Below are 21436 nucleotides of genomic sequence, written 5' to 3'. Positions count from 1 at the left end.
CATCCCGCTCCGGGCTATCCCACCCCACCGTGGGACGTCCATCTGGAAGGATGGCTAAAATGACGAACAGCGCTCTGCCGGCGGCGAAGCCGGCGAATCCCAATTTTTCTTCTGGCCCCTGCGCCAAGCGTCCCGGTTGGACGCTGGATGGCCTGCGCGACGCGCCGCTCGGTCGCTCGCACCGTGCCAAGGTCGGCAAGGCGAAGCTGAAGCTCGCCATCGACCTCACCCGCGAAATCCTCGAAATCCCCGCCGACTACCGCATCGGCATCGTCCCGGCGTCCGACACCGGCGCAGTCGAGATGGCGCTGTGGTCGCTGCTCGGCGCCCGGCCGGTCGACCTGCTGGCGTGGGAGAGCTTCGGCGAGGGCTGGGTCACCGACGTCGTCAAGCAGCTCAAGCTCAAGGACGCCCGCGTCCTCAAGGCCGGCTATGGCGAGCTGCCGAACCTTGCCGAGGTGAACTTCGACCACGACGTGGTCTTCACCTGGAACGGCACCACCTCCGGCGTGCGCGTGCCGAATGGCGACTGGATCGCCGCCGACCGCACCGGCCTCACCATCTGCGACGCCACCTCCGCCGCCTTCGCGCAGGACCTCGACTGGGCCAAGCTCGATGTCGTGACCTATAGCTGGCAGAAGGTGCTGGGCGGCGAGGCCGCGCACGGCATGCTGATCCTCTCGCCGCGCGCCGTGGAGCGCCTTGAGAGCTACGTCCCGGCCTGGCCGATGCCGAAGATCTTCCGCATGACCAAGGGCGGCAAGCTGATCGAAGGCATCTTCGAGGGCGAGACCATCAACACCCCGTCCATGCTCTGCGTCGAGGACTATCTCGACGCGCTGAACTGGGCGAAGCAGGTCGGTGGCCTGAAGGGCCTGCGCGCCCGCTCGGACGCCAATTTCAAGGTGCTCGCCGACTATGTGGCGAAGACGCCCTGGATCGACTTCCTGGCCAAGGACGCGGCGGCGCGCTCCAACACCTCGGTCTGCCTCGTCGTCGCCGATCCGGAAGTGAAGGCGCTGGCGCCCGACGCCCAGGCCGCCTTCGCCAAGGCGCTGTCCTCCTCGCTGGAGAAGGCCGGCGTCGCCTACGACATCGGCGCCTATCGCGACGCGCCGGCAGGCCTGCGCATCTGGGCGGGCGCCACCGTCGAGGCCTCCGACCTCGAGGCGCTGCTGCCCTGGCTCGACTGGGCGTTCACCGAGGCCAAGGCGGGTCTGAAGAAGGCCGCCTGAGCTCCCGATCCATTTCCCGCCGCCGACGCGAGGGAATGGCGAAGGGGCCGGCGGCGGGCATCGCGCGTCGGAAAGGCGCGTTGTTGCCCGTGCCCGGCGTCATTGCGGAGACTGGCTTTCTCCTCCCGGCCGCGTTTCTCCGCATGGCGCTCAGCTCGTCCCATGAACGCTTCGCTGTTCCCTCCCGCCGGCGGCGGGTCGATCTCAACCGTCTGACTGGACGAAAACCATGGCTCCCCGCGTTCTGATTTCCGACGCTCTTTCCCCGGCCGCCGTGCAGATCTTCAAGGATCGCGGCGTCGAGGTGGATTTCCAGCCGGCCCTCGGCAAGGACAAGGACAAGCTTGCCGAGATCATCGGCAATTATGACGGCCTCGCCATCCGCTCGGCCACCAAGGTGACGCCGAAGATCCTGGCGAACGCCACGAGGCTGAAGGTGGTCGGCCGCGCCGGCATCGGCGTCGACAATGTCGACATCCCGGCCGCCACCGCCAAGGGCGTGATCGTGATGAACACGCCCTTCGGCAACTCCATCACCACCGCCGAGCACGCCATCGCCATGATGTTCGCGCTGGCCCGCGAGATCCCCGCCGCCGACGCCTCCACCCAGGCCGGCAAATGGGAGAAGAACCGCTTCATGGGCGTCGAGCTGACCGCCAAGACGCTTGGCATCATCGGCTGCGGCAATATCGGCTCCATCGTCGCCGACCGCGCCCTCGGCCTGAAGATGAAGGTCATCGCCTTCGACCCGTTCCTGTCGCCCGAGCGCGCCCTCGACCTCGGCGTCGAGAAGGTGGAGCTGGACGATCTTCTTGCCCGCGCCGACGTCATCACCCTGCACACGCCGCTGACCGACAAGACCAGGAACGTCCTCTCGGCCGAGGCCATCGCCAAGACCAAGAAGGGCGTGCGCATCGTCAACTGCGCGCGCGGCGGCCTCGTCGACGAGGCGGCGCTGGCCGAGGCGCTTCAGTCCGGCCAGGTGGGGGGCGCGGCCTTCGACGTGTTCGTCACCGAGCCGGCGACCGAGAACCCGCTCTTCGGCCTGCCCAACGTGATCTGCACCCCGCATCTCGGCGCCTCCACCACCGAGGCGCAGGAGAACGTCGCGCTGCAGGTCGCCGAGCAGATGAGCGACTATCTGCTGCGCGGGGCGATCTCCAACGCGGTGAACTTCCCCTCGATCACCGCGGAAGAGGCGCCCAAGCTGAAGCCCTTCATCGAGCTCGCCGAGAAGCTCGGCTCCTTCGCCGGCCAGCTCACCGACACCGACATCAAGACCGTGCGCATCACCTATGACGGCGCGGTGGCGAGCCTGAAGATCAAGGCGCTGACCTCGGCCGCGGTGGCCGGCCTGCTGCGCCCGGCGCTGCAGGACGTGAACGTCGTCTCCGCCCCGAGCGTCGCCAAGGAGCGCGGCATCGTGGTGGAGGAGACCACCCGCGAGGTCGCCGGTGACTATGAGAGCCTCGTCACGCTCACCGTCATCACCGACAAGATGGAGCGTTCGGTCTCCGGCACCGTCTTCGCCGACGGCCGCCCGCGCATCGTCGAGATCAAGGGCATCAAGGTGGACGCCGAGTTCGCGCCGTCCATGCTCTACGTGACCAACGAGGACAGGCCCGGCTTCGTCGGCCGCTTCGCCTCGCTGCTCGGCGACGCCGGCATCAACATCGCCACCTTCGCGCTCGGCCGCGACCGGCAGGGCGGCGACGCCATCGCGCTGGTCGAGGTCGACGGCAAGGTGCCGGCCGAGCTGCTCGACAAGGTGCAGCAGATCCCCTCGGTCAAGCAGGCCAAGCCGCTGGTGTTTTGAGGCGACTTGGTGCTTTGACGGATCATCCATGTCGGGCGATCATGTGCCCGACATGGATGGAGGACTGATCCGATGCGCGTGGTCGTCGCGAGGGCAATCTGGGATCAGGAAGCGCAGGTCTGGAGCAGCGTCGTCGAGGACCTGCGCATCTTCACCGAGGCGCCATCGATCGAGGTGCTGCGCGAACGGCTCAAGCTGGTCGTTCCCGATGCTCTCGAAATCAATGGTGAGACGGCCGACGACGTTTCGATCGAGATCATCGCGCACGTATCCGACCACGTGAAGCTCGACGCTGCATGAGCGATTTCTGGCCGGCGCTGCGCCGTATCCTGATGGACAACGGCTGGGAGCATCTGCGCGAGGCCAAGGGCGATCACGTCGTGTGGTGGCACCCGACGACGGGACGCACCCTGATCATCGACAAGGGTACGAAGTCCCGGCACACGGTAAACGGCATCCTCAAGGAAGCGGCCTGCCCAAGGCCTTCTGAGCCCGTTCTGCCTCACCCGAAATCCGACGTCGTCGGCATCACCACGATGTCGCGCACGCAGATACGCTGGGGCTGGCTCCAGCAGAAGAACACGATCTCCGCCAGCTCTTCCGCACTGATGAACTCGGGATTGCCGAGGCGACGGCAATATTCCTCGAAGCTGATGCCCATGGTGGCGTGGATATTGGTGCGCACCAGCCCCGGCGCGACGTTGATCACCCGCACATTGTCCGCCGCGCGGCCCTTCTGCAGCGAGGCGGAGAGTGAACGCACCGCGGCCTTGGCGGCGTGGTAGGGCTCGCCCTCGGGGCCGGGGGTGCGGTCGCCGATGGAGGTGATGTTGATGATGGTGCCGCTGCGCCGCGCCTTCATGCCGCCGAGCACGGCATGGATGCCGTTCAGCACGCCCTTGAACAGCACGTCGACCTCATAGCCGATGTCGGCCGGGTCGCGCTCTTCCAGCGTGCCGATATGGATGAAGCCGGCATTGTTGATCAGGCATTCGGTCGGCCCGAACGCGGCTTCGGCGCCGCGGATGGCGGCATGCATCGCCGCCGCGTCGGTGACGTCGACCGTCGCCTGGCGGATCGTGTCGCCCGACAGCTCCTCGCCCAGCGGCTCGGCATGGCGGGCGATCAGCAAGAGCGGATGGCCGTCGGCGGCGAAGCGGGCGGCGAGCGCCCGGCCGATGCCGTGGGTGGCGCCGGTGATGACGACGAGCGGCTTACCCATGCGGCGCGCTCCTGCTTCGGCCTATGGGAAGGCCGCCCGTGACAGCTTCGCCGCGGCCTTGGCGAGCGCCACGATCTGCTCCCAATCGCCGAGCGCGATGGCCTCGCTCGGGGCGACCCAGGAGCCGCCGACGGCGAGGATGTTGGACTGCGCCAGATAGGTGCCGACGTTCGACGGGCCGATGCCGCCGGTCGGGCAGAAGCGCAGGTCCGGGAGCGGGCCGGCGAGCGACTTGATCAGGCCGACGCCGCCGACCGATTCGGCCGGGAACAGCTTCAGCACCGGGAAGCCGAGCGCGTGCAGCGTCATCGCCTCGGTGGCGGTGGCGCAGCCCGGCATGACCGGCACCGGCGCCTCGGCCAGCGCCTCGGCGAGCGCCGGCGGACAGCCGGGGCTGACCAGGAAGCGCGCGCCGGCGTCGATGGAGGCTTGGATCAGCTCGGGGCGGGTCACGGTGCCCGCGCCGACGATGGCCTCCGGCACCTCGGCGGCGATGGCGGCGATGGCCTCGAGCGCGGCCGGCGTGCGCAGCGTTACCTCGATCAGCGGCAGCCCACCCTCGGTCAGCGCCTTGGCGAGCTTCACCCCGGCGGCCACGCTCGGCACGGTGACGACAGGCACGACGGGGGCGCGGGCGAGGAGGAAGCTGGGATCGGGAAGCGGCATCGGGCACCTTGGGTAGCTGTTCGCGAACATCAAGACCGCCGAGCGCGGTGTTGTCGAGAGGCGATGCAAGATTTATGCGGCGGACTTTACGCGGCGATCCTGCGGGAGTGTTCCTCACCCGCCTCTAACCGACTAGCCTGACGGCTGGACGACATCGCCTTGCCCGGGACAGCCATGTTCAAGCTCGATTCCGCCTATCCCCGCGACATGATCGGCTATGGCCGCACCCCGCCGGACCCGAGATGGCCGGGCAGCGCGCGCGTCGCCGTGCAGTTCGTCATCAATTACGAGGAGGGCGGCGAGAACAACATCCTGCATGGCGATGCCGCCTCCGAGGCGTTCCTGTCCGAGATCGTCGGCGCCCAGCCCTGGCTGGGCCAACGGCACATGAACATGGAGTCGATCTACGAATATGGCTCGCGCGCCGGCTTCTGGCGGCTGTGGCGGCTGTTCACCTCCCGCGCCATCCCGGTCACCGTCTATGGCGTGACCACCGCGCTCGCCCGCAACCCGGAAGCGGTGGCGGCGATGAAGGAGGCGGGGTGGGAGATCGCCAGCCACGGGCTGAAATGGATCGACTACCGCAACCATTCCTACGAGGCGGAGAAGGCCGACTTCGACACCGCCATCCGCCTGCACACGGAGATCGTCGGCGAGCGCCCGCTCGGCTGGTACACCGGGCGCACCTCGGAGAATTCGCGGCTGATCGTGATGGAGGAGGGCGGCTTCCTCTACGATTCCGACATCTATTCCGACGACCTGCCGTTCTGGGTCGAGGGGCCGAAGGGGCCGCACCTCTCCATCCCCTACACGCTCGACACCAACGACATGCGCTTCGCCACGCCGCAGGGCTTCAACACGGGCGAGCAGTTCTTCGCCTATCTGCGCGACAGCTTCGACGCGCTCTATGCGGAAGGGGCCGAGGCGCCGAAGATGCTGAGCGTCGGGCTGCATTGCCGGCTGGTCGGCCGGCCGGGGCGGGTGCTCGGCCTGCAGCGCTTCCTCGACCATATCGCCAAACACGACCGCGTCTGGCTGCCGCGCCGCATCGACATCGCGCGGCACTGGCATGAGAACCACAAGCCGGAGTGAAGATGATGAAGGCTGCCATCCTCGCCCTCGCCTTGCTCGTCGTGCCCGTGGCGGCACAGGCGGACAACATCGTCATCCCGCTGCCGGGCGGAGCGAAGCCGGAGACCATCAAGGCGAATTACGACTGCGGCGCCTTCGGGCCGGTGGCGGTCAGCTACATCAACGCGCCGCCGGTGGCGCTGGCGACGCTTTCCTTCAAGGGCCAGTTCCTGGTGCTGTCCAACGTGCTGTCCGGCTCCGGCGCGCGCTATGCCGGCGGGCCATACATCTGGTGGAGCAAGGGGCGCGGCGCCGACCTCTACGACCTCACCAAGGGTGAGGACGCCCCGCCCATCGCTTCCTGCACGGAGAAATAGACCTAGTCCTCGCGGTGGCGGACGAGGCGCGGCATGTGGTCCTGCAGCACGAAGATCATCAGCGCCGTGGTCCAGCCGAACATCATGATGCCGCTGCCCGCCGCCATCGGGCCGAGCAGGCGGGTGTGCTCGCCCTGCTGCAGGTCGCCGAAGCCGAGCGTCGTGTAGCCGACGAAGGCGGAATAGAAGGCGGCTTCGAGGGTCGGCACCAGTTCGCGGTAGAGAAACACGCCGGCCCAGAGGCTGACCTCGACCAGATGGGCGATGAGCAGCACGCTGCTGGTGACGAGAAGCGCGAGCGTCAGCCGCATGCGTGGAAAGGCGGCCAGCCGGTGCGCCAGCGGGCGGACGAAGGAGACGAGCAGGAACGTCGCCGCCAGATGCACGAGGATCACGGCGATGTTCACGAGGGTGCCGATGACCATTTCACCGAGCATGATGGACACTCCAGCAACGAATCAGCGGTTTCAGCAATGACCGGCTCCCTCACTATCCGTTCGCTGCGGCCGGAGGAAATAAGGCTCGCCATCGACTGGGCGGCGGGGGAGGGGTGGAATCCCGGCCTGGATGACGCCGCCTGCTTCAGTGTGGTGGACCCCGAGGGCTTCCTCGTCGCCGAGCTCGACGGAGAGCCGGCGGCGGTGATCTCGGTGGTCAACTACGACGAGGCCTTCGCCTTCCTAGGCTTCTACATCGTGCGGCCGGAGCTGCGCGGGCGTGGCATCGGCTTCAAGCTGTGGCAGGCCGGCCTTGCCCATGCCGGCGCGCGCACCATCGGCCTCGACGGCGTGGTGGCGCAGCAGGAGAACTATGCGAAGCAGGGGTTCACGTTCGCCTATCGCAACATCCGCTTCGCCGGCGCGCCGGGAGACGGCGAGGCGGGTGATACGGTCGATCTTTCGACGCTGCCCTTCGCGGTCGTCGAGGCGAGCGACGCGGCGATCTTCCCGGCGTCCCGCACGGCCTTCCTCAAGGCGTGGCTGAGCACGCCGGGCCATGCCGGCCGGGCGCTCATCCGCGACGGCGCGCTCGCCGGCTGGGGCGTGGTGCGGCCGGCGCGGGCGGGCTGGAAGATCGGTCCGCTGGTGGCGCAGGACGAAGAAGCGGCTGAGATCGTGTTCCGGGCGCTTCGCGCGGCGGCGGGAGCGGGCGAGATTGTGCTCGATGTGCCCGAGCCGAACGTCGCGGCCCTCGCCTTGGCGCGCCGGCACGGCCTCGCCCCGGTGTTCGAGACCGCGCGCATGTATACCGGCCCGATCCGGCCGGTGGCGCTGGAGAGGCTCTACGGCGTCACGAGCTTCGAGCTGGGCTGACTCGTTTGGGCGCCCAGAGGGTGGCGATGATCACCCCCGACAGAACCAGCGCGTAACCGGCGGCGTGGTAGAGGTGCGGGCGCTCGCCGAGGAAGACGATGGCGAGCGCCGAGCCGAACACCGGCATCAAGTGGAAGAACGGCGCGGCGCGGTTCGGCCCGACGAGCTGGACGCCGCGATTGAAGAACAGATAGGCCAGCACCGAGGGGAAGACGGCGACATAGGCAATGGAGCCGAGCGCGCGCGCGTCGAAGGTGATCGGCGGGCTCACCGCCCGCTCGGCAATGAAGATCGGCGTGAGCAGCAGCGCGCCGATGCTGAGCGTGAAGCCGAGGAAGCCGAGCTGCGACAGCTTCGGGCGCTGCACCAGCAGCGAGGAATAGATGCCGTAGACCATCAGCGCGGCGAGCATCCAGAGGTCGCCCTGGTTGAATTCGATGTTCGCCAGTACCGCTGGGTCGCCGCGGCAGATGATGGTGAGCACCCCCAGCAGCGACAGGCTGATGCCGATGGCCTGCCCGACGGAGAGCTTCTCGCCGTTCAGCACCAGCGACCAGAAGGCGATCATCAGCGGCCCGGTGGACTGGATGAGCAGCACGTTGAGGGCCGGCGTGAACTCCAACGCGTGGTACTGCATGGTGTTGAACAGGGTGATGCCGGTGAATCCCAGCACCGCCAGCAGCTTCCAGTGGCGCAGCGCCACCGACCAGTCGGCCTTCATCGCCCGCCAGGCGAAGGGCAGCAGGATGAGGATGGCGAGCACCCAGCGCAGCCAGGCCAGCGTCGCCGGCGGCACATGGCCGGCAATGTGGCGGCCGAGCACGATGTTGCCGGCCCAGAACAGCGACACCAGGGTGAGCAGGAGATAGGGCGCGTCGAGCAGGCGACGGAACATGGCAGGCACCGGAAGCGGGGTCGTTGGCGCGCGAATGGTTAGAGCATTTCGCGCGCGGTTAAACCCGCCCGGGCCATGAAATAATCTTATCGCTGCAACGGGGCAGCCGATGGCGGCTCAGAATCTGGCTTGCAATTCCACTTCCGTCATCCCCGGGCTTGGCCCGGGGACCCAGCCTTTTCGCCTGCACCCGGTCACTGGATGGCCGGGCCAAGCCCGGCCATGGTGAGCCTCCCAGCTTCCCGGTTGTGAACTCGTCACACCCTCACGCGGCACGTACCTGCAGCCGCGTGCCCCAGGGATCGGCGATGCTGAAGCCGCCCCCGATGGGGGTGACGCTCTCGCCGGCGGCGACGAGCCGGGCGCGCAGCGCCTCGACGGCCTTCGCATCCGGCAGGATCACCTCGAAATGCACGAGGCCGACGCTGCCGGCGGGAGCGGGGCCGCCGCCGCGGCTGTGCCAGACATTCAACCCGAGATGGTGGTGGTAGCGCCCGGCGCTGACGAAGAGCGCGCCGGGATAGCGGTCGGTGGTCACGTCGAAGCCGAGATGGTCGACATAGAAGCGGCGGGCGGCCGTGAGGTCGCCGACCTGCAGATGCACATGGCCGACCTTGGTGCCTTCAGGCATCGGCGCACCGAGCGGCACGCCGGCCGGTGCGTCGGCGATGAGCGCGCGCAAATCGAGCCGGTAGGTCGCCATCTCGATGGTGGCGCCGTCCCAGTTCCATTCGTCCGGCCGGCGGTCGCGGTAGATCTCGATGCCGTTGCCGTCGGGATCGTCGAGATAGAGCGCCTCGCTCACCAGATGGTCGGAGGCGCCGAGGCGTACATTCTGCGCGATGAGCCGGCGCGCCACCACGGCGAGCGCCGGGCGGTCGGGAACGAGAATCGCGACATGGAACAGGCCGGTGGTGCCGGGGTGGCGGGGGCGCGCCTCGGGGGAGACTTCCAGTTCGACGATGACCTCGTTGCCGGCGCCGAGGCGGATGATTCCGTCCGTGCCGGTGCTCAGCACCGCAAGGCCGACCGTGCCGGTGTAGAAGGCGAGGGAGCGGGCCGCGTCACGTACCCGCAGGCGCACCGCGCCCATCTTCAGGGCGGCGGGCAGGGGAGAGGCATCGACGGGGCGGGCGGCGAGGGTCGGACTGGTCATGGCGGCTCCTTGCGGCGTCATGGCGCCGCGCCTTGAAAATCATGCGTTGGAGCCGCCGGCGCAATCTCGTAGCGCTTGCGGGGGTGCAATACCGCCCTGCCATTTGCGCCAGCGTCAGGGCATGCCGACGGGCTTCCGATGCGGCATCCGGGCGTCCTTGCCTCACCCGGAACGATCCCTTAAGACGGTGCAGCCCCGGACGGATCGTTTCGCCGGGGTTTTGTCTGTGCGGGCAGGGCGCGCCTTGAATGGCGCCGGGCCGGTCCGCACGTCGCAAGCAGGAGCTTGGCTCGTGGCGAATGTGGTCGTCGTCGGCTCGCAATGGGGCGACGAGGGTAAGGGCAAGATCGTCGATTGGCTCAGCGAGCAGGCGGACGTCGTCGTCCGCTTCCAGGGCGGGCACAATGCCGGTCATACGCTGGTGGTGGGCAACACCACCTACAAGCTTTCGCTGCTGCCGTCCGGCCTGGTGCGCGGCGCGCGCCTGTCGGTGATCGGCAACGGCGTGGTGCTCGACCCGTGGGCGCTGGTGGACGAGATCGGCCGCATCGGCGCGCAGGGCGTCGAGGTGACGCCGGAGCGTCTGCGCGTCGCCGAGAACGTCGCGCTGATCCTGCCGCTGCACCGCGAACTCGACGCCATCCGCGAGAACGCCGCCGCCTCCGGCACCAAGATCGGCACCACCAAGCGCGGCATCGGCCCGGCCTATGAGGACAAGGTCGGCCGGCGTGCCATCCGGCTGATGGACCTCGCCTATCCCGACACGCTCGACGCCAAGCTGGAGCGCCTGCTGGCGCATCACAATCCGCTGCGCCGCGGCCTCGGCATCGCCGAGGTGGACGCGGCCAGGCTGCGCGACGAACTGCTCGAAGTGGCGCCCAAGGTGCTGCCCTTCATGGATCGCGTCTGGGCGCTGCTCGACGACGAGCGCCGGCACGGCTCGAAGATCCTGTTCGAGGGCGCGCAGGGCGCGCTGCTCGACGTCGACCACGGCACCTATCCCTTCGTCACCTCCTCCAACACGGTGGCGGCGCAGGCGGCGACCGGCTCCGGCCTCGGCCCCGGCGCCATCGGCTATGTGCTCGGCATCACCAAGGCCTACACCACCCGCGTCGGCGAAGGCCCGTTCCCGACCGAGCTCGACGACGCGATCGGCCGCAAGATCGGCGAGCGCGGGCACGAGTTCGGCACCGTTACCGGGCGGGCGCGGCGCTGCGGCTGGTTCGACGCCGCACTGGTGCGCCAGACCGTGCGCACCTCCGGCATCAACGGCATCGCGCTGACCAAGCTCGACGTGCTGGACGGCTTCGAGGAACTCAAGGTCTGCACCCGCTACCGGCTCGACGGGGAGGAGATCGACTATCTCCCGGCCGGGCAGGATGCGCAGGCGCATGTCGAGCCGGTCTACGAGACCATCGAGGGCTGGAGGACATCGACCGCCGGCGCCCGTTCTTGGGCCGACCTGCCGGCGGAAGCGGTGAAATATGTCCGTCGTATCGAGGAACTGATCGGGTGCCCGGTGGCGTTGCTGTCCACGAGCCCCGAGCGTGATGATACGATCTTGGTGCAGAATCCCTTCGAATCGTGACCGGCAACTGATTCCCTCTCATGGCCGATTATTACCCGCTCCTCGCGCGCGCCATCGGCGGCCTTCCCGACAAGTCGGCGGAGGCCCGCAAGGCGGTCTATGAGCGGGCGCGGCGGGCGCTGACCGCGCAGCTGCGCGCCGTCGAGCCGCCGCTGCCGGAGGACGACGTCGAGCGCGAGCAGCAGGCGCTGGAGAACGCGATCCGCCGCATCGAGGCCGATCATGGGGTCTCGGCGCCGGCGGCTCCGACTTCTGCACCGAATACTTCCGCTCCCGCCACTCCGTCGCCGGCCACGCCGCCCGTGACGCCGGCTCCCTCGGCGCCCGCCGTTCCTCCGCCGCCGCGACCGGCGGCGGCCGAATCGCCGTCCGCGCCAGTGCGCCCCGCTGAACCGACGGGCGATTTCGCGCCGAGCGAGGCCGAGGCGGTGGCGGCGGGCATCGAGCCGGAGGGCTATGCCGGCAAGGATGAAGGCGAGCGTCACGACTGGCGCAGCGAGGCGGCGCGCATGGTGCGTGCCCGCGAGGCCGCCGCGCTGTCCGATGACGACGAGGCCGGGCAGGCCACGGCCGACGACGGCGACAGCATCGCCGCCGAAGTTCCCGAGGAGACCTCCGGTGGCAGCGGCCGTGTCCGGCTGTTCGGCGCGCTGATCTTCCTCGCTTTGCTGATCGCCGGCGCGGTGGTCGGCTATACCCAGCGCGAGACCATATTGGCGCTGGTCGGCGGGGCTCCCGCCTCGGCGCCGCAGACCGCTCAGGCGCCGGCTCGCCCCGCGACCCCCGACGCGCCGAAGTCGACCGACCGTATCGCCCAGGCACCGGACAGCTCCCGGCCGGCGCAGTCGGGCCAGCCCGCGCAGCCGGCACAGAACGCGCCGTCAGGCACCGCGGCGCAGGGCATCGACGCTCCGCAGCGCGCCGTGCTGTTCGAGGAGAGCGCGGGCGGCGGCGAACAGGGCCTGCAGCAATATGTGGGCACGGTGAAGTGGAGCACCGAGCGCAGCCCCGGCAGCGCCGGCACGGCGCCGGATGTCGGCATCCGCGCCGACATCACGATTCCCGCCCGCGACATCTCGGCGACGCTGACGCTGCGCCGAAACCAGGACACCAGCATCCCGGCGTCCCACATCATCGAGGTGCAGTTCAAGCTGCCGCCGAACTTTGACCTCGGCAACGTCTCCAACGTGCCGGGCATGCGCGCCAAGGCGTCGGAAAGCGCGCAGGGCGCGCCGCTGGTCGGCCTCGCCGTGCGGGTGGCGCCGAGCTATTTCCTGATCGGCCTGTCGGCGCTCGACAGCGACATCCAGCGCAATCTCAGCTTCCTGATCACGCGCAACTGGCTCGACCTGCCGATCGTGTTCGAGAACGGCCGCCGCGCCATACTCGTGCTGGAAAAGGGCGAGGCCGGCGATCAGGCATTCCGGCAGGCCTTCTCGGCCTGGGGCTTGGCGGCCCCGCCGGCGAAGGAAAACAACGCTCCCGCGCCCTGAGGGCAGGGCGCGGGACTTCCCGGAGACCGATCAGCATTTCAATTTCCCTCATCCCCAGGCTTGACCCGGGGATCCATGGGAATCTGGCGCGCCCAGTCACTGGGTGGCCGGGTCGAGCCCGGCCATGAGGGCGAGACGGCGCCTATCGCCGAGACAAGCTCGTTGCGGACCGGGCTCCCGACTGTCCCGCGTGGTCATCCCCACTCGCGAAAGCTCCGCCCCTCTTTACTCATCTCCTCCAGCGTCGGGCGCCGGCCCATGCGCTGGCTGGCCGTCCTTCCGCAATCCATGTCTGTTGCTGGCGTCCGCTTAGAAGACGTCAGGCCATGCGCCTCGTGCAGGCTCGCTATCTGATATTAAGTATACCACATACCAGATACATTCGTTACGTTGCACTGCAACACGGACGATTGGAGTTACGCGCATGTTCCAGACGGTGTTTCCCGTTCTGCCGCTGCTCATCGTTGCTCATGCGTGGATGACGATCCTGATCGCCGAGACGCTGGGCCATGAGGACACGGCGGCGCTGCCGCCGGAATGCTTCCCGGTTTGACAACGAAAAAGCCCCGCGCCATGGCGCGGGGCTTTCGCTTTTAGGAGATGGCGAAGCCGCTCAGGCGGCGACGCGCTTGTTCAGCACTTCGATCAGCGTCTTGCCGAGCCGCGCCGGCGAGGGCGAGACCACGATGCCGGCCGCTTCCATCGCCGCGATCTTGTCCTCGGCGCCGCCCTTGCCGCCGGAGATGATGGCGCCGGCATGGCCCATGCGGCGGCCGGGAGGGGCGGTGCGGCCGGCGATGAAGCCGACCATCGGCTTCTTGCGGCCGCGCTTGGCCTCGTCCTTGAGGAACTGCGCCGCGTCTTCCTCGGCCGAGCCGCCGATCTCGCCGATCATCACGATCGACTCGGTGGCGTCGTCGGCGAGGAACAGCTCGAGCACGTCGATGAACTCGGTGCCCTTGACCGGATCGCCGCCGATGCCGACCGCGGTGGTCTGGCCGAGGCCCTCCTGCGAGGTCTGGAACACCGCCTCATAGGTCAGCGTGCCCGAGCGCGAGACGATGCCGACATTGCCCTTGCGGAAGATGTTGGCCGGCATGATGCCGATCTTGCACTCGCCGGCGGTGACGATGCCGGGGCAGTTCGGGCCGACGAGGCGGGACTTGGAGCCGTCCAGTGCCCGGCGCACCTTCACCATGTCGAGCACCGGGATGCCCTCGGTGATGCAGACGATGAGCGGGATCTCCGCCGCGATCGCCTCGCAGATGGCGTCGGCCGCGCCCGGCGGCGGCACGTAGACCACCGAGGCGTCGGCGCCGGTCTTCTCGCGCGCCTCGGCGACGGTGTCGAACACCGGCAGGCCGAGATGGGTCGAGCCGCCCTTGCCCGGCGAGGTGCCGCCGACCACCTTCGAGCCATAGGCCAGCGCCTGCTCGGAGTGGAAGGTGCCGTTCTTGCCGGTGAAGCCCTGGGTGATGATCTTGGTGTCTTTATTGATGAGAACCGACATCACGCAGCCTCCTTCACGGCCTTGACGATCTTCTGGGCGGCGTCGTCGAGATCGTCCGCCGGGATGACGTTCAGCCCCGAGTCGCGGATGATCTGCTTGCCTTCCTCGACATTGGTGCCTTCGAGGCGCACCACGAGGGGCACCTGCAGGCCGACCGCCTTCACCGCGGCGATGACGCCGCGGGCGATGACGTCGCACTTCATGATGCCGCCGAAGATGTTGACCAGGATGCCCTGCACCTGCGGGTCGGCGGTGATGATCTTGAACGCCGCAGTGACCTTCTCCTCCGTGGCGCCGCCACCGACGTCGAGGAAGTTGGCCGGGCTCTCGCCATAGAGCTTGATGATGTCGAGCGTCGCCATGGCCAGGCCGGCGCCGTTGACCATGCAGCCAATGGTACCATCGAGCGCGATATAGGCGAGGTCGTACTTGGACGCCTCGATCTCCTTGGCGTCCTCCTCGGTCTCGTCGCGCAGCGCGACCACGTCCGGGTGGCGGTAGAGCGAGTTGGAATCGAAGGAGATCTTGGCGTCAAGGCACTTCAGCTCGCCACCCTTGGTGACGACCAGCGGGTTGACCTCGAGCATCGCCATGTCCTTGCCGACGAAGGCGGCATAGAGCTTGGTGACGAGGTTGCCCGCCTGCTTGGCGAGGTCGCCGGACAGGCCGAGCGCCTGCGCGACGGTGCGGCCGTGATGGGGCATCACGCCGGTCGCCGGGTCGATGGAGAAGGTGTGGATCTTCTCGGGCGTCGAGTGGGCGACTTCCTCGATGTCCATGCCGCCTTCGGTCGAGACGACGAAGGCGACGCGCGAGGTGGCGCGGTCGACGAGGGCGGAGAGGTAGAACTCCTTGTCGATGTCGGAGCCTTCCTCGATGTAGACGCGGTTCACCTGCTTGCCGGCCGGGCCGGTCTGCACGGTCACCAGGGTCTTGCCGAGGATCTGCTTGGCATTGGCGGCAGCCTCGCCGGCGGACTTGACGACGCGCACGCCACCCTTCTCGCCCGCATCGGCTTCCTTGAACTTGCCCTTGCCGCGTCCGCCGGCGTGGATCTGGCTCTTCACGACCCAGACCGGGCCGGGAATCTTCGCCGCCGCGGCGTCGGCCTCGGCCGCGTCGAGAATGGCGACGCCGTTCGGCACCGGGACCCCGTATTCGCGGAGCACTCCCTTGGCCTGATACTCATGGATGTTCATTAAATCCGCTCCTCCACAACCGGACGGCCGGGAGCGCCCACGCGGCGTTCCCGTCGATTGGCGTATCCTATTCCCCTATAGGCGCTACAGCGCCAAGACGCTACTGCACGAAAGTGTTGCTGAGCGTCCCGATGCCCTCGATCACGATGTCCACCGTGTTGCTCGGGGCCTTCATGGTGCCGACGCCGACCGACGTGCCGCAGCAGATCACGTCGCCCGGATTGAGCGTCATGTCGTGCGAGATGCGGCTGACCAGCTGGGCGGCCGAGAACACCATGTCGCTGATCGGGTAGCGCTGGCGCTCCTCGCCATTGAGCACGGTGCGCACGACGAGGCTGGACGGGTCGACGCCCGTCGCCACCACCGGGCCGAAGGGCCCGAAACCGTCGAAACTCTTGGCCCGCACCCACTGCGCGAAGGTGGCGTCCTTGTTGATGATGTCGGCGGCGGTGATGTCGTTCACGCAGGTGTAGCCGAAGATGTAATCCCCGGCTTCCTCTTCGGAAACGCCCGTCGCCGTCTTGCCGATGACGATGCCGAGCTCGCCCTCATACACCACCTTGCCGTCATAGGAGGGCGGCCGGCGCACGGTGGCGCCGGGGGTGGTCAGCGACGATCCGGCCTTCAGCAGATAGAGCGGATCGGCCGGTACGGGCGAGCCCAGCTTTGCAGCCAGCGCATGGAAGTTATTCCAAAGCGCGATGACTTTCGTCGGCTCGGTTGGGGCGAGCAGCTCGACCTCGGCGAGCGCGACGCGCTCCCCGGTCGGCTGCGCGCCGTTGAACATGCTGCCGCTATGGACAGTGATGGTGTCGCCCTCGAGCGTGCCGAAGCCGGCAGCGCCCGAGCGCTGGAAACGAACCCAGTTTGCCATTGTCGCCGAACTCAGTTGTAGCAGCCGGCGATCTGCGCGCGCTGGCGGACGAGGGAGAGCACGACGTCGATTGTCGGCGTCGGGATGCCGGCAAGCTTGCCCATCTCCTGCACCACGGTGACGAGCGGGTCGATCTCCATGGCGCGGTTGCGCTCGAGGTCCTGCAGCATCGAGGTCTTGTGCGCGCCGACCGCGCCAGCGCCGTCGATGCGCCGCTCGACGCCGACGCGGAAGTTCACGCCGGACTGCACGGCGATCTCCTGCGCCTCCAGCATCATCGCCTTGGCGACCGCGCGGGTGCCCGGATCGGAAGCGATGACGTCGAGGGTGGCGTGGGTGAGGGCGCTGATCGGGTTGAAGCAGAGGTTGCCCCACAGCTTCAGCCACATCTCGTCGCGGATGTTGGGCAGAACGGGCGCGCGCAGGCCGCCGGCGGCGAAGGCCTCGGAAAGCTTGGTCACGCGCTCGGTGATCTCGCCCGAGGGCTCGCCGAGCGGGAACTTGTCGCCATAGACGTGCTTGATGACGCCCGGCTCGACCACTTCGGTCGCCGGATAGACGATGCAGCCGATGGCGCGCTCGGGGCGCAGGCCGTTCCACTGCTTGGCGCCCGGATCGACGCTCTCCAGCGTGCGGCCTTCGAGCTGGTCGCCGTGCTTGTAGTAGTACCAGTAGGGCACGCCGTTCACCGCGGTGACGACGGCCGTGTCGTTGCCGAGCAGCGGCTGCATGGCGTCGACGACGCCCGGCACCGAATGGGCCTTCAGCGCGACGATGACATAGTCCTGCGGGCCGAGTTCGGCCGGGTTGTCGGAGCACGGGATGTGCTCGACGCGCTCCTCATCCTCGATGAGCAGCTTGAGGCCGTTGCGCTTCATGGCTTCGAGATGTGCGCCGCGGGCCACCAGGCTCACGTCGACACCCGCGCGCTTGAGCTGGACGCCGACATAACCGCCGATCGCGCCGGCACCGTAGATGCAGACCTTCATTGGACTCCCTCCTCGTCCGGACTCACCCCCGCGAGGTCCGGAACTTTGTTTGGTATTTTGTATGCCATGATTGGGCAGATTGAGGCCCTCGTCAAGAGCGATGTTCATGGGCGTGATAATACGTCGCGCATGTTGGGCCGCATCGCGGGCATCGCGGGGCGTGTTAGCGACGTGTCCGACAAGTTACTTCGGGAAATGCCGGCTTGTCCACGGTGTATAGGCCAGAACAATTGTTCGTCGTGACGCTCAAAAGACTACCCCGCAGCGGAATTCCACTACCGGGGCAGCAATGCTTACTATTTCCAGAAACGCTTCGGGGGCGCAGAGCGCCCCCGAGACTTCAAAGTGAATGCAATATCGGATCGAGATCACGCATCCGGCGCGACGGTGTGATTTGCGAGCATTTCCAGCGCCTTGACCAGAGCTGAGTGGTCCCACGCCGCCCCGCCATTGGCGGCGCAGGCGCTGAACAGCTGCTGCGCCAGCGCGGTGGCCGGCAGCGACATCTGCAGCTGGCGGGCGCCGTTGAGCGCCAGGTTCAGGTCCTTCTGGTGCAGCTCGATGCGGAAGCCCGGGTTGAAGGTCCGCTTCACCATGCGCTCGCCATGCACCTCAAGGATGCGCGAATTGGCAAAGCCCCCCATCAGCGCCTGGCGCACCTTGGCCGGGTCGGCACCCGCCTTGGAGGCGAACAGCAGCGCCTCGCCGACCGCCTGGATGGTCAGCGCCACGATGATCTGGTTCGCCACCTTGGTGGTCTGGCCGTCGCCATTGCCGCCGACGAGGGTGATGTTCTTGCCCATCTTCTCGAAGAGCGGCTTCACCGTCTCGAAGGCGCCTTCCGGGCCGCCGACCATGATGGTGAGCGAGGCGGCCTTGGCGCCGACCTCGCCGCCGGAGACCGGCGCGTCGAGATAGTCGCAGCCCAGCTCGTTGACCTTCTTGGCGTATTCCTTGGTCTCGACCGGGGCGATCGACGACATGTCGACGACGATCTTGCCGGGGGTGAGGCCGGCGGCGATGCCGCCCTCGCCGAACAGCGCGGCGCCCACATGCGGGGTGTCCGGCACCATGATGATGATGATGTCGGCGTTCTTCGCCACCTCGGTGCCGTTGGCGCAGGCGACGCCGCCCTTGCCCGTCAGCTCCGCCGGCACCGGCTTGATGTCATACAGATAGAGCGTGTGGCCCGCGTCGATGAGGTGGCCCGCCATCGGGTTGCCCATGATCCCCAGACCGACAAATCCAACCTTCGCCATCGTCTTGTCCTCGTTTTCCTAGACTGCGTTTCTTGACCGATGCGACGTCACGCCGCGCCGGTGAGCGTCTTCAGCCAGCCGAGGCCGGCCGCCGTGTCGCCCTTCGGCTTGTACTCGCACCCGATCCAGCCGGTGTAGCCGATGGAATCGAGGAAGCGGAACAGGAACTCGTAGTTGATCTCGCCGGTGCCGGGCTCGTTGCGGCCCGGATTGTCGGCGAGCTGGATGTGCGGGATCAGAGCGAGGTTCGCCTCGATGGTGCGGGCGAGATCCCCTTCCATGATCTGCATGTGGTAGATGTCGTACTGGATGAAGAGGTTGTCGGAGCCGACCTCTTCGATGATCGCCTTCGCCTGCTTCGTGTAGTTCAGGAAGAAGCCCGGAATGTCGCGGGTGTTGATCGGCTCGATCAGCAGCTTGATGCCGGCTTCCTTCACCTTCGGCGCGGCGTATTTCAGGTTCTCGACGAAGGTCTTGTGCAGCACCTCGCGCTCGACCCCGGCGGGGGCGATGCCGGCGAGGATGTTCACCTGCGGCGCGCCGAGGGCGGTCGCATAGGTGATGGCCTTGTCGACGCCGGCGCGGAACTCGTCGACGCGGTCGGGCAGGATGGCGATGCCGCGCTCGCCGCCGCCCCAGTTGCCGGCCGGCATGTTGTGCAGCACCTGCGTCAGGCCGTTGGCCTTGAGCTTTCCGACCAGCTCCTCGACCGGGAAGTCGTAGGGAAACAGATATTCCACGCCGGCAAACCCGGCGGCGGCGGCCTTCTCGAACCGGTCGAGGAAGGGCACCTCGTTGAACAGCATGGTGAGATTGGCGGCAAAACGGGGCATGGACCGCTCCTAGGCAGGGACAGGATTGTTGGGCGCGGGGACATTCTCGGGCGCGAGGCCCCCGCGGTATCGCAGCACGCGCCGTCGTGGCACGAAAGCGCGCGGGGCGGAAGCGAAAGGCTCAGCCCCCGGCGCAAAACGGGGGCCGTGAGGCCCCCGCATCACTCACGCCTTGGCGGCGGCGCCTTCCAGCGGCAGGTCGAGGACTTCCTCGAACTCGTTCACCGCGTCGATCTCGGTGCCCATGGCGATGTTGGTGACGCGCTCGAGGATGAACTCCATCACCACCGGCACCTGATGCTCCTTCATCAGCGCCTTGGCCTTGACGAAGGCGTCCTTGAACTCGTTGGGCGAGGAGACGCGCACCGCCTTGCAGCCGAGGCCCTCGGCCACCGCCACATGGTCGACGCCATAGCCGGCATTCTCGTCGGCATTGATGTTGTCGAAGGCGAGCGAGACCTCGAAGTCCATGTTGAAGCCGCGCTGCGCCTGACGGATCAGACCCAGATAGGAGTTGTTCACGACCACATGGATGTAGGGCAGCTTGTGCTGGGCGCCGACCGCGAGCTCCTCGATGAGGAACTGGAAGTCGTAGTCGCCCGACAGCGCCACGATCTCTGCATCCGGGTCGGCCGCGCGCACGCCGAGGGCGGCGGGCAGGGTCCAGCCGAGCGGGCCGGCCTGGCCGCAATTGATCCAGTTGCGCGGCTTGTAGACGTGCAGCATCTGCGCGCCGGCGATCTGCGACAGGCCGATGGTCGAGACGTAGCGGGTGTCGCGGCCGAACGCCTCGTTCATCTCCTCATAGACGCGCTGCGGCTTGAGCGGCACGTTGTCGAAATGCGTCTTGCGCAGCATGGTCTTCTTGCGGCCGAGGCATTCCTTGGCCCAGTCGCCGCGGTCCTTCAGCTTGCCGGCGGTCTTGTATTCCCTGGCCACCTCGATGAAGAGGTCGAGCGCGGCGCCGGCGTCCGAGACGATGCCGAGATCCGGGCCGAAGACGCGGCCGATCTGGGTCGGCTCGATGTCGACATGGATGAACTTGCGGCCCTTCGTGTAGACATCGACCGAGCCGGTGTGGCGGTTCGCCCAGCGGTTGCCGATGCCGAACACGAAGTCCGACGCCAGCATGTTGGCATTGCCGTAGCGGTGCGAGGTCTGCAGGCCGCACATGCCGGCCATCAGGTCGTGGTCGTCGGGAATAGTGCCCCAGCCCATCAGGGTCGGGATGACCGGCACGCCGGTGAGTTCGGCGAACTCCACCAGCTTGTCGGAGGCGTCGGCGTTGATGATGCCGCCGCCGGCGACGATCAGCGGACGCTCCGCCTCGTTCAGCATGGCGATGGCCTTCTCGGCCTGCTTGCGGGTCGCGGCCGGCTTGTAGACCGCCAGCGGCTCGTAGGTGTCCTCGTCGAACTCGATCTCGGCCAGCTGGACGTCGATCGGCAGGTCGATCAGCACCGGGCCGGGGCGGCCCGAGCGCATGACGTGGAAGGCCTGTTGGAACACCATAGGCACCAGCGCGGGCTCGCGGACCATCACCGCCCACTTGGCGACCGGCTTGGCGATGGACTCGATGTCGATCGCCTGGAAGTCTTCCTTGTAGAGGCGTGCGCGCGGCGCCTGGCCGGTGATGCACAGGATCGGGATCGAATCCGCGGCGGCCGAGTACAGGCCGGTGATCATGTCGGTGCCGGCCGGGCCGGAGGTGCCGATGCACACGCCGATATTGCCGGCCTTGGCGCGGGTGTAGCCCTCGGCCATGTGCGAGGCGGCCTCGACGTGACGCGCCAGCACGTGGCGCGTCTTCCCGTGGGCCCGCATCGCGGAATAGAGCGGGTTGATCGCGGCGCCCGGGACACCGAAAGCGGTGGTGACGCCTTCCTTCTCGAGAACGCGGATCGCCGCGTCGACGGCACGCATCTTGGCCATGGCACTTC

General features: G+C 67.8%; 21 protein-coding genes and 1 pseudogene. 10 read left to right on the top strand and 12 right to left on the bottom strand.

Going from position 1 to position 21436, the window contains the following annotated elements; genetic code table 11:
- Positions 1-59 precede the first annotated feature (59 nt).
- The 4 genes and pseudogenes from SNOV_RS14895 to SNOV_RS24330 all read left to right on the top strand — a co-directional run.
- Positions 60-1235, top strand: a complete 1176-nt coding sequence (locus SNOV_RS14895; protein ID WP_013167782.1) for a phosphoserine transaminase — start codon at positions 60-62, stop codon at positions 1233-1235.
- A gap of 229 nt (positions 1236-1464) precedes the next feature.
- Positions 1465-3051 (top strand): phosphoglycerate dehydrogenase, encoded by a 1587-nt coding sequence (serA, locus tag SNOV_RS14890; RefSeq protein ID WP_013167781.1) that lies wholly within the window; start codon positions 1465-1467, stop codon positions 3049-3051.
- 72 nt (positions 3052-3123) lie between these two features.
- Positions 3124-3351, top strand: a complete 228-nt coding sequence (locus SNOV_RS14885; protein ID WP_013167780.1) for a DUF1902 domain-containing protein — start codon at positions 3124-3126, stop codon at positions 3349-3351.
- Positions 3348-3509 (top strand): annotated as a pseudogene (locus SNOV_RS24330) (type II toxin-antitoxin system HicA family toxin); the annotation flags it as partial. The gene SNOV_RS14885 and the pseudogene SNOV_RS24330, both read left to right, overlap by 4 nt.
- Before the next feature lie 44 nt (positions 3510-3553).
- Here SNOV_RS24330 and SNOV_RS14880 read toward each other — a convergent pair.
- Both SNOV_RS14880 and eda read right to left on the bottom strand, forming a co-directional pair.
- Positions 3554-4273, bottom strand: coding sequence for an SDR family oxidoreductase (locus SNOV_RS14880; RefSeq protein WP_013167779.1), 720 nt, complete (start codon positions 4271-4273; stop codon positions 3554-3556).
- Between the two features lie 21 nt (positions 4274-4294).
- A complete protein-coding gene (eda, locus tag SNOV_RS14875) occupies positions 4295-4939 on the bottom strand; it encodes a bifunctional 4-hydroxy-2-oxoglutarate aldolase/2-dehydro-3-deoxy-phosphogluconate aldolase (protein WP_013167778.1) in 645 nt (214 codons plus the stop codon).
- Positions 4940-5113: 174 nt separating this feature from the next.
- On the opposite strand from eda, the gene puuE reads away from it, so the two are divergent.
- Positions 5114-6031: an allantoinase PuuE gene (gene puuE / locus SNOV_RS14870; protein ID WP_013167777.1), complete on the top strand. Its 918-nt coding sequence runs from the start codon at positions 5114-5116 to the stop codon at positions 6029-6031.
- Positions 6032-6033: 2 nt separating this feature from the next.
- Positions 6034-6387, top strand: a complete 354-nt coding sequence (locus SNOV_RS14865) for an MliC family protein (RefSeq protein ID WP_041782304.1) — start codon at positions 6034-6036, stop codon at positions 6385-6387.
- 2 nt (positions 6388-6389) lie between these two features.
- Here SNOV_RS14865 and SNOV_RS14860 read toward each other — a convergent pair whose 3' ends face one another.
- Entirely contained in the window at positions 6390-6824 is a 435-nt protein-coding gene (locus tag SNOV_RS14860; RefSeq protein ID WP_013167775.1) for an ion channel, read from the bottom strand.
- 36 nt (positions 6825-6860) lie between these two features.
- On the opposite strand from SNOV_RS14860, the gene SNOV_RS23260 reads away from it, so the two are divergent.
- A complete protein-coding gene (locus tag SNOV_RS23260) occupies positions 6861-7700 on the top strand; it encodes a GNAT family N-acetyltransferase (RefSeq protein ID WP_013167774.1) in 840 nt (279 codons plus the stop codon).
- Here SNOV_RS23260 and SNOV_RS23255 read toward each other — a convergent pair.
- A complete protein-coding gene (locus SNOV_RS23255) occupies positions 7678-8595 on the bottom strand; it encodes a DMT family transporter (protein ID WP_013167773.1) in 918 nt (305 codons plus the stop codon). The genes SNOV_RS23260 and SNOV_RS23255 overlap by 23 nt on opposite strands.
- A 265-nt stretch (positions 8596-8860) precedes the next feature.
- Complete coding sequence (locus SNOV_RS14845) at positions 8861-9751, bottom strand: VOC family protein (RefSeq protein WP_013167772.1); 891 nt, start codon at positions 9749-9751, stop codon at positions 8861-8863.
- Between the two features lie 292 nt (positions 9752-10043).
- Between SNOV_RS14845 and SNOV_RS14840 the strand changes: the two genes are divergently transcribed.
- The 3 genes from SNOV_RS14840 (at position 10044) to SNOV_RS24270 (ending at position 13385) form a co-directional block, all read left to right on the top strand.
- Positions 10044-11339, top strand: a complete 1296-nt coding sequence (locus SNOV_RS14840; RefSeq protein WP_013167771.1) for an adenylosuccinate synthase — start codon at positions 10044-10046, stop codon at positions 11337-11339.
- 20 nt (positions 11340-11359) lie between these two features.
- Positions 11360-12832 (top strand): hypothetical protein, encoded by a 1473-nt coding sequence (locus SNOV_RS14835; protein WP_013167770.1) that lies wholly within the window; start codon positions 11360-11362, stop codon positions 12830-12832.
- Between the two features lie 424 nt (positions 12833-13256).
- Positions 13257-13385 carry a hypothetical protein gene (locus SNOV_RS24270; protein WP_013167769.1) on the top strand — a complete coding sequence of 43 codons (129 nt, stop codon included), beginning with the start codon at positions 13257-13259 and terminating at the stop codon, positions 13383-13385.
- 60 nt (positions 13386-13445) lie between these two features.
- Here SNOV_RS24270 and sucD read toward each other — a convergent pair whose 3' ends face one another.
- The 7 genes from sucD to gcl all read right to left on the bottom strand — a co-directional run bounded on the left by sucD (position 13446) and on the right by gcl (position 21428).
- The gene (sucD, locus tag SNOV_RS14830) at positions 13446-14342 is read right to left on the bottom strand and encodes a succinate--CoA ligase subunit alpha (protein ID WP_013167768.1); all 897 of its coding nucleotides are present in this window, start codon (positions 14340-14342) and stop codon (positions 13446-13448) included.
- Entirely contained in the window at positions 14342-15541 is a 1200-nt protein-coding gene (sucC, locus tag SNOV_RS14825) for an ADP-forming succinate--CoA ligase subunit beta (RefSeq protein WP_013167767.1), read from the bottom strand. The genes sucD and sucC overlap by 1 nt, the downstream gene beginning before the upstream one ends.
- Before the next feature lie 100 nt (positions 15542-15641).
- A complete protein-coding gene (locus SNOV_RS14820; RefSeq protein ID WP_013167766.1) occupies positions 15642-16415 on the bottom strand; it encodes a fumarylacetoacetate hydrolase family protein in 774 nt (257 codons plus the stop codon).
- 11 nt (positions 16416-16426) lie between these two features.
- Complete coding sequence (locus tag SNOV_RS14815; RefSeq protein ID WP_013167765.1) at positions 16427-17404, bottom strand: 2-dehydropantoate 2-reductase; 978 nt, start codon at positions 17402-17404, stop codon at positions 16427-16429.
- A gap of 368 nt (positions 17405-17772) precedes the next feature.
- Positions 17773-18663, bottom strand: coding sequence for a 2-hydroxy-3-oxopropionate reductase (locus SNOV_RS14810; protein ID WP_013167764.1), 891 nt, complete (start codon positions 18661-18663; stop codon positions 17773-17775).
- Positions 18664-18710: 47 nt separating this feature from the next.
- Complete coding sequence (gene otnI, locus SNOV_RS14805) at positions 18711-19496, bottom strand: 2-oxo-tetronate isomerase (protein ID WP_013167763.1); 786 nt, start codon at positions 19494-19496, stop codon at positions 18711-18713.
- Positions 19497-19661: 165 nt separating this feature from the next.
- Positions 19662-21428, bottom strand: coding sequence for a glyoxylate carboligase (gene gcl, locus SNOV_RS14800; RefSeq protein ID WP_013167762.1), 1767 nt, complete (start codon positions 21426-21428; stop codon positions 19662-19664).
- Between the last annotated feature and the right edge of the window lie 8 nt (positions 21429-21436).

The organism is Ancylobacter novellus DSM 506 (genome assembly GCF_000092925.1).
Lineage (GTDB): Bacteria > Pseudomonadota > Alphaproteobacteria > Rhizobiales > Xanthobacteraceae > Ancylobacter > Ancylobacter novellus.
Note: the sequence above shows the minus strand (reverse complement) of the source record. Positions and strands in the feature narration are given on the sequence as shown.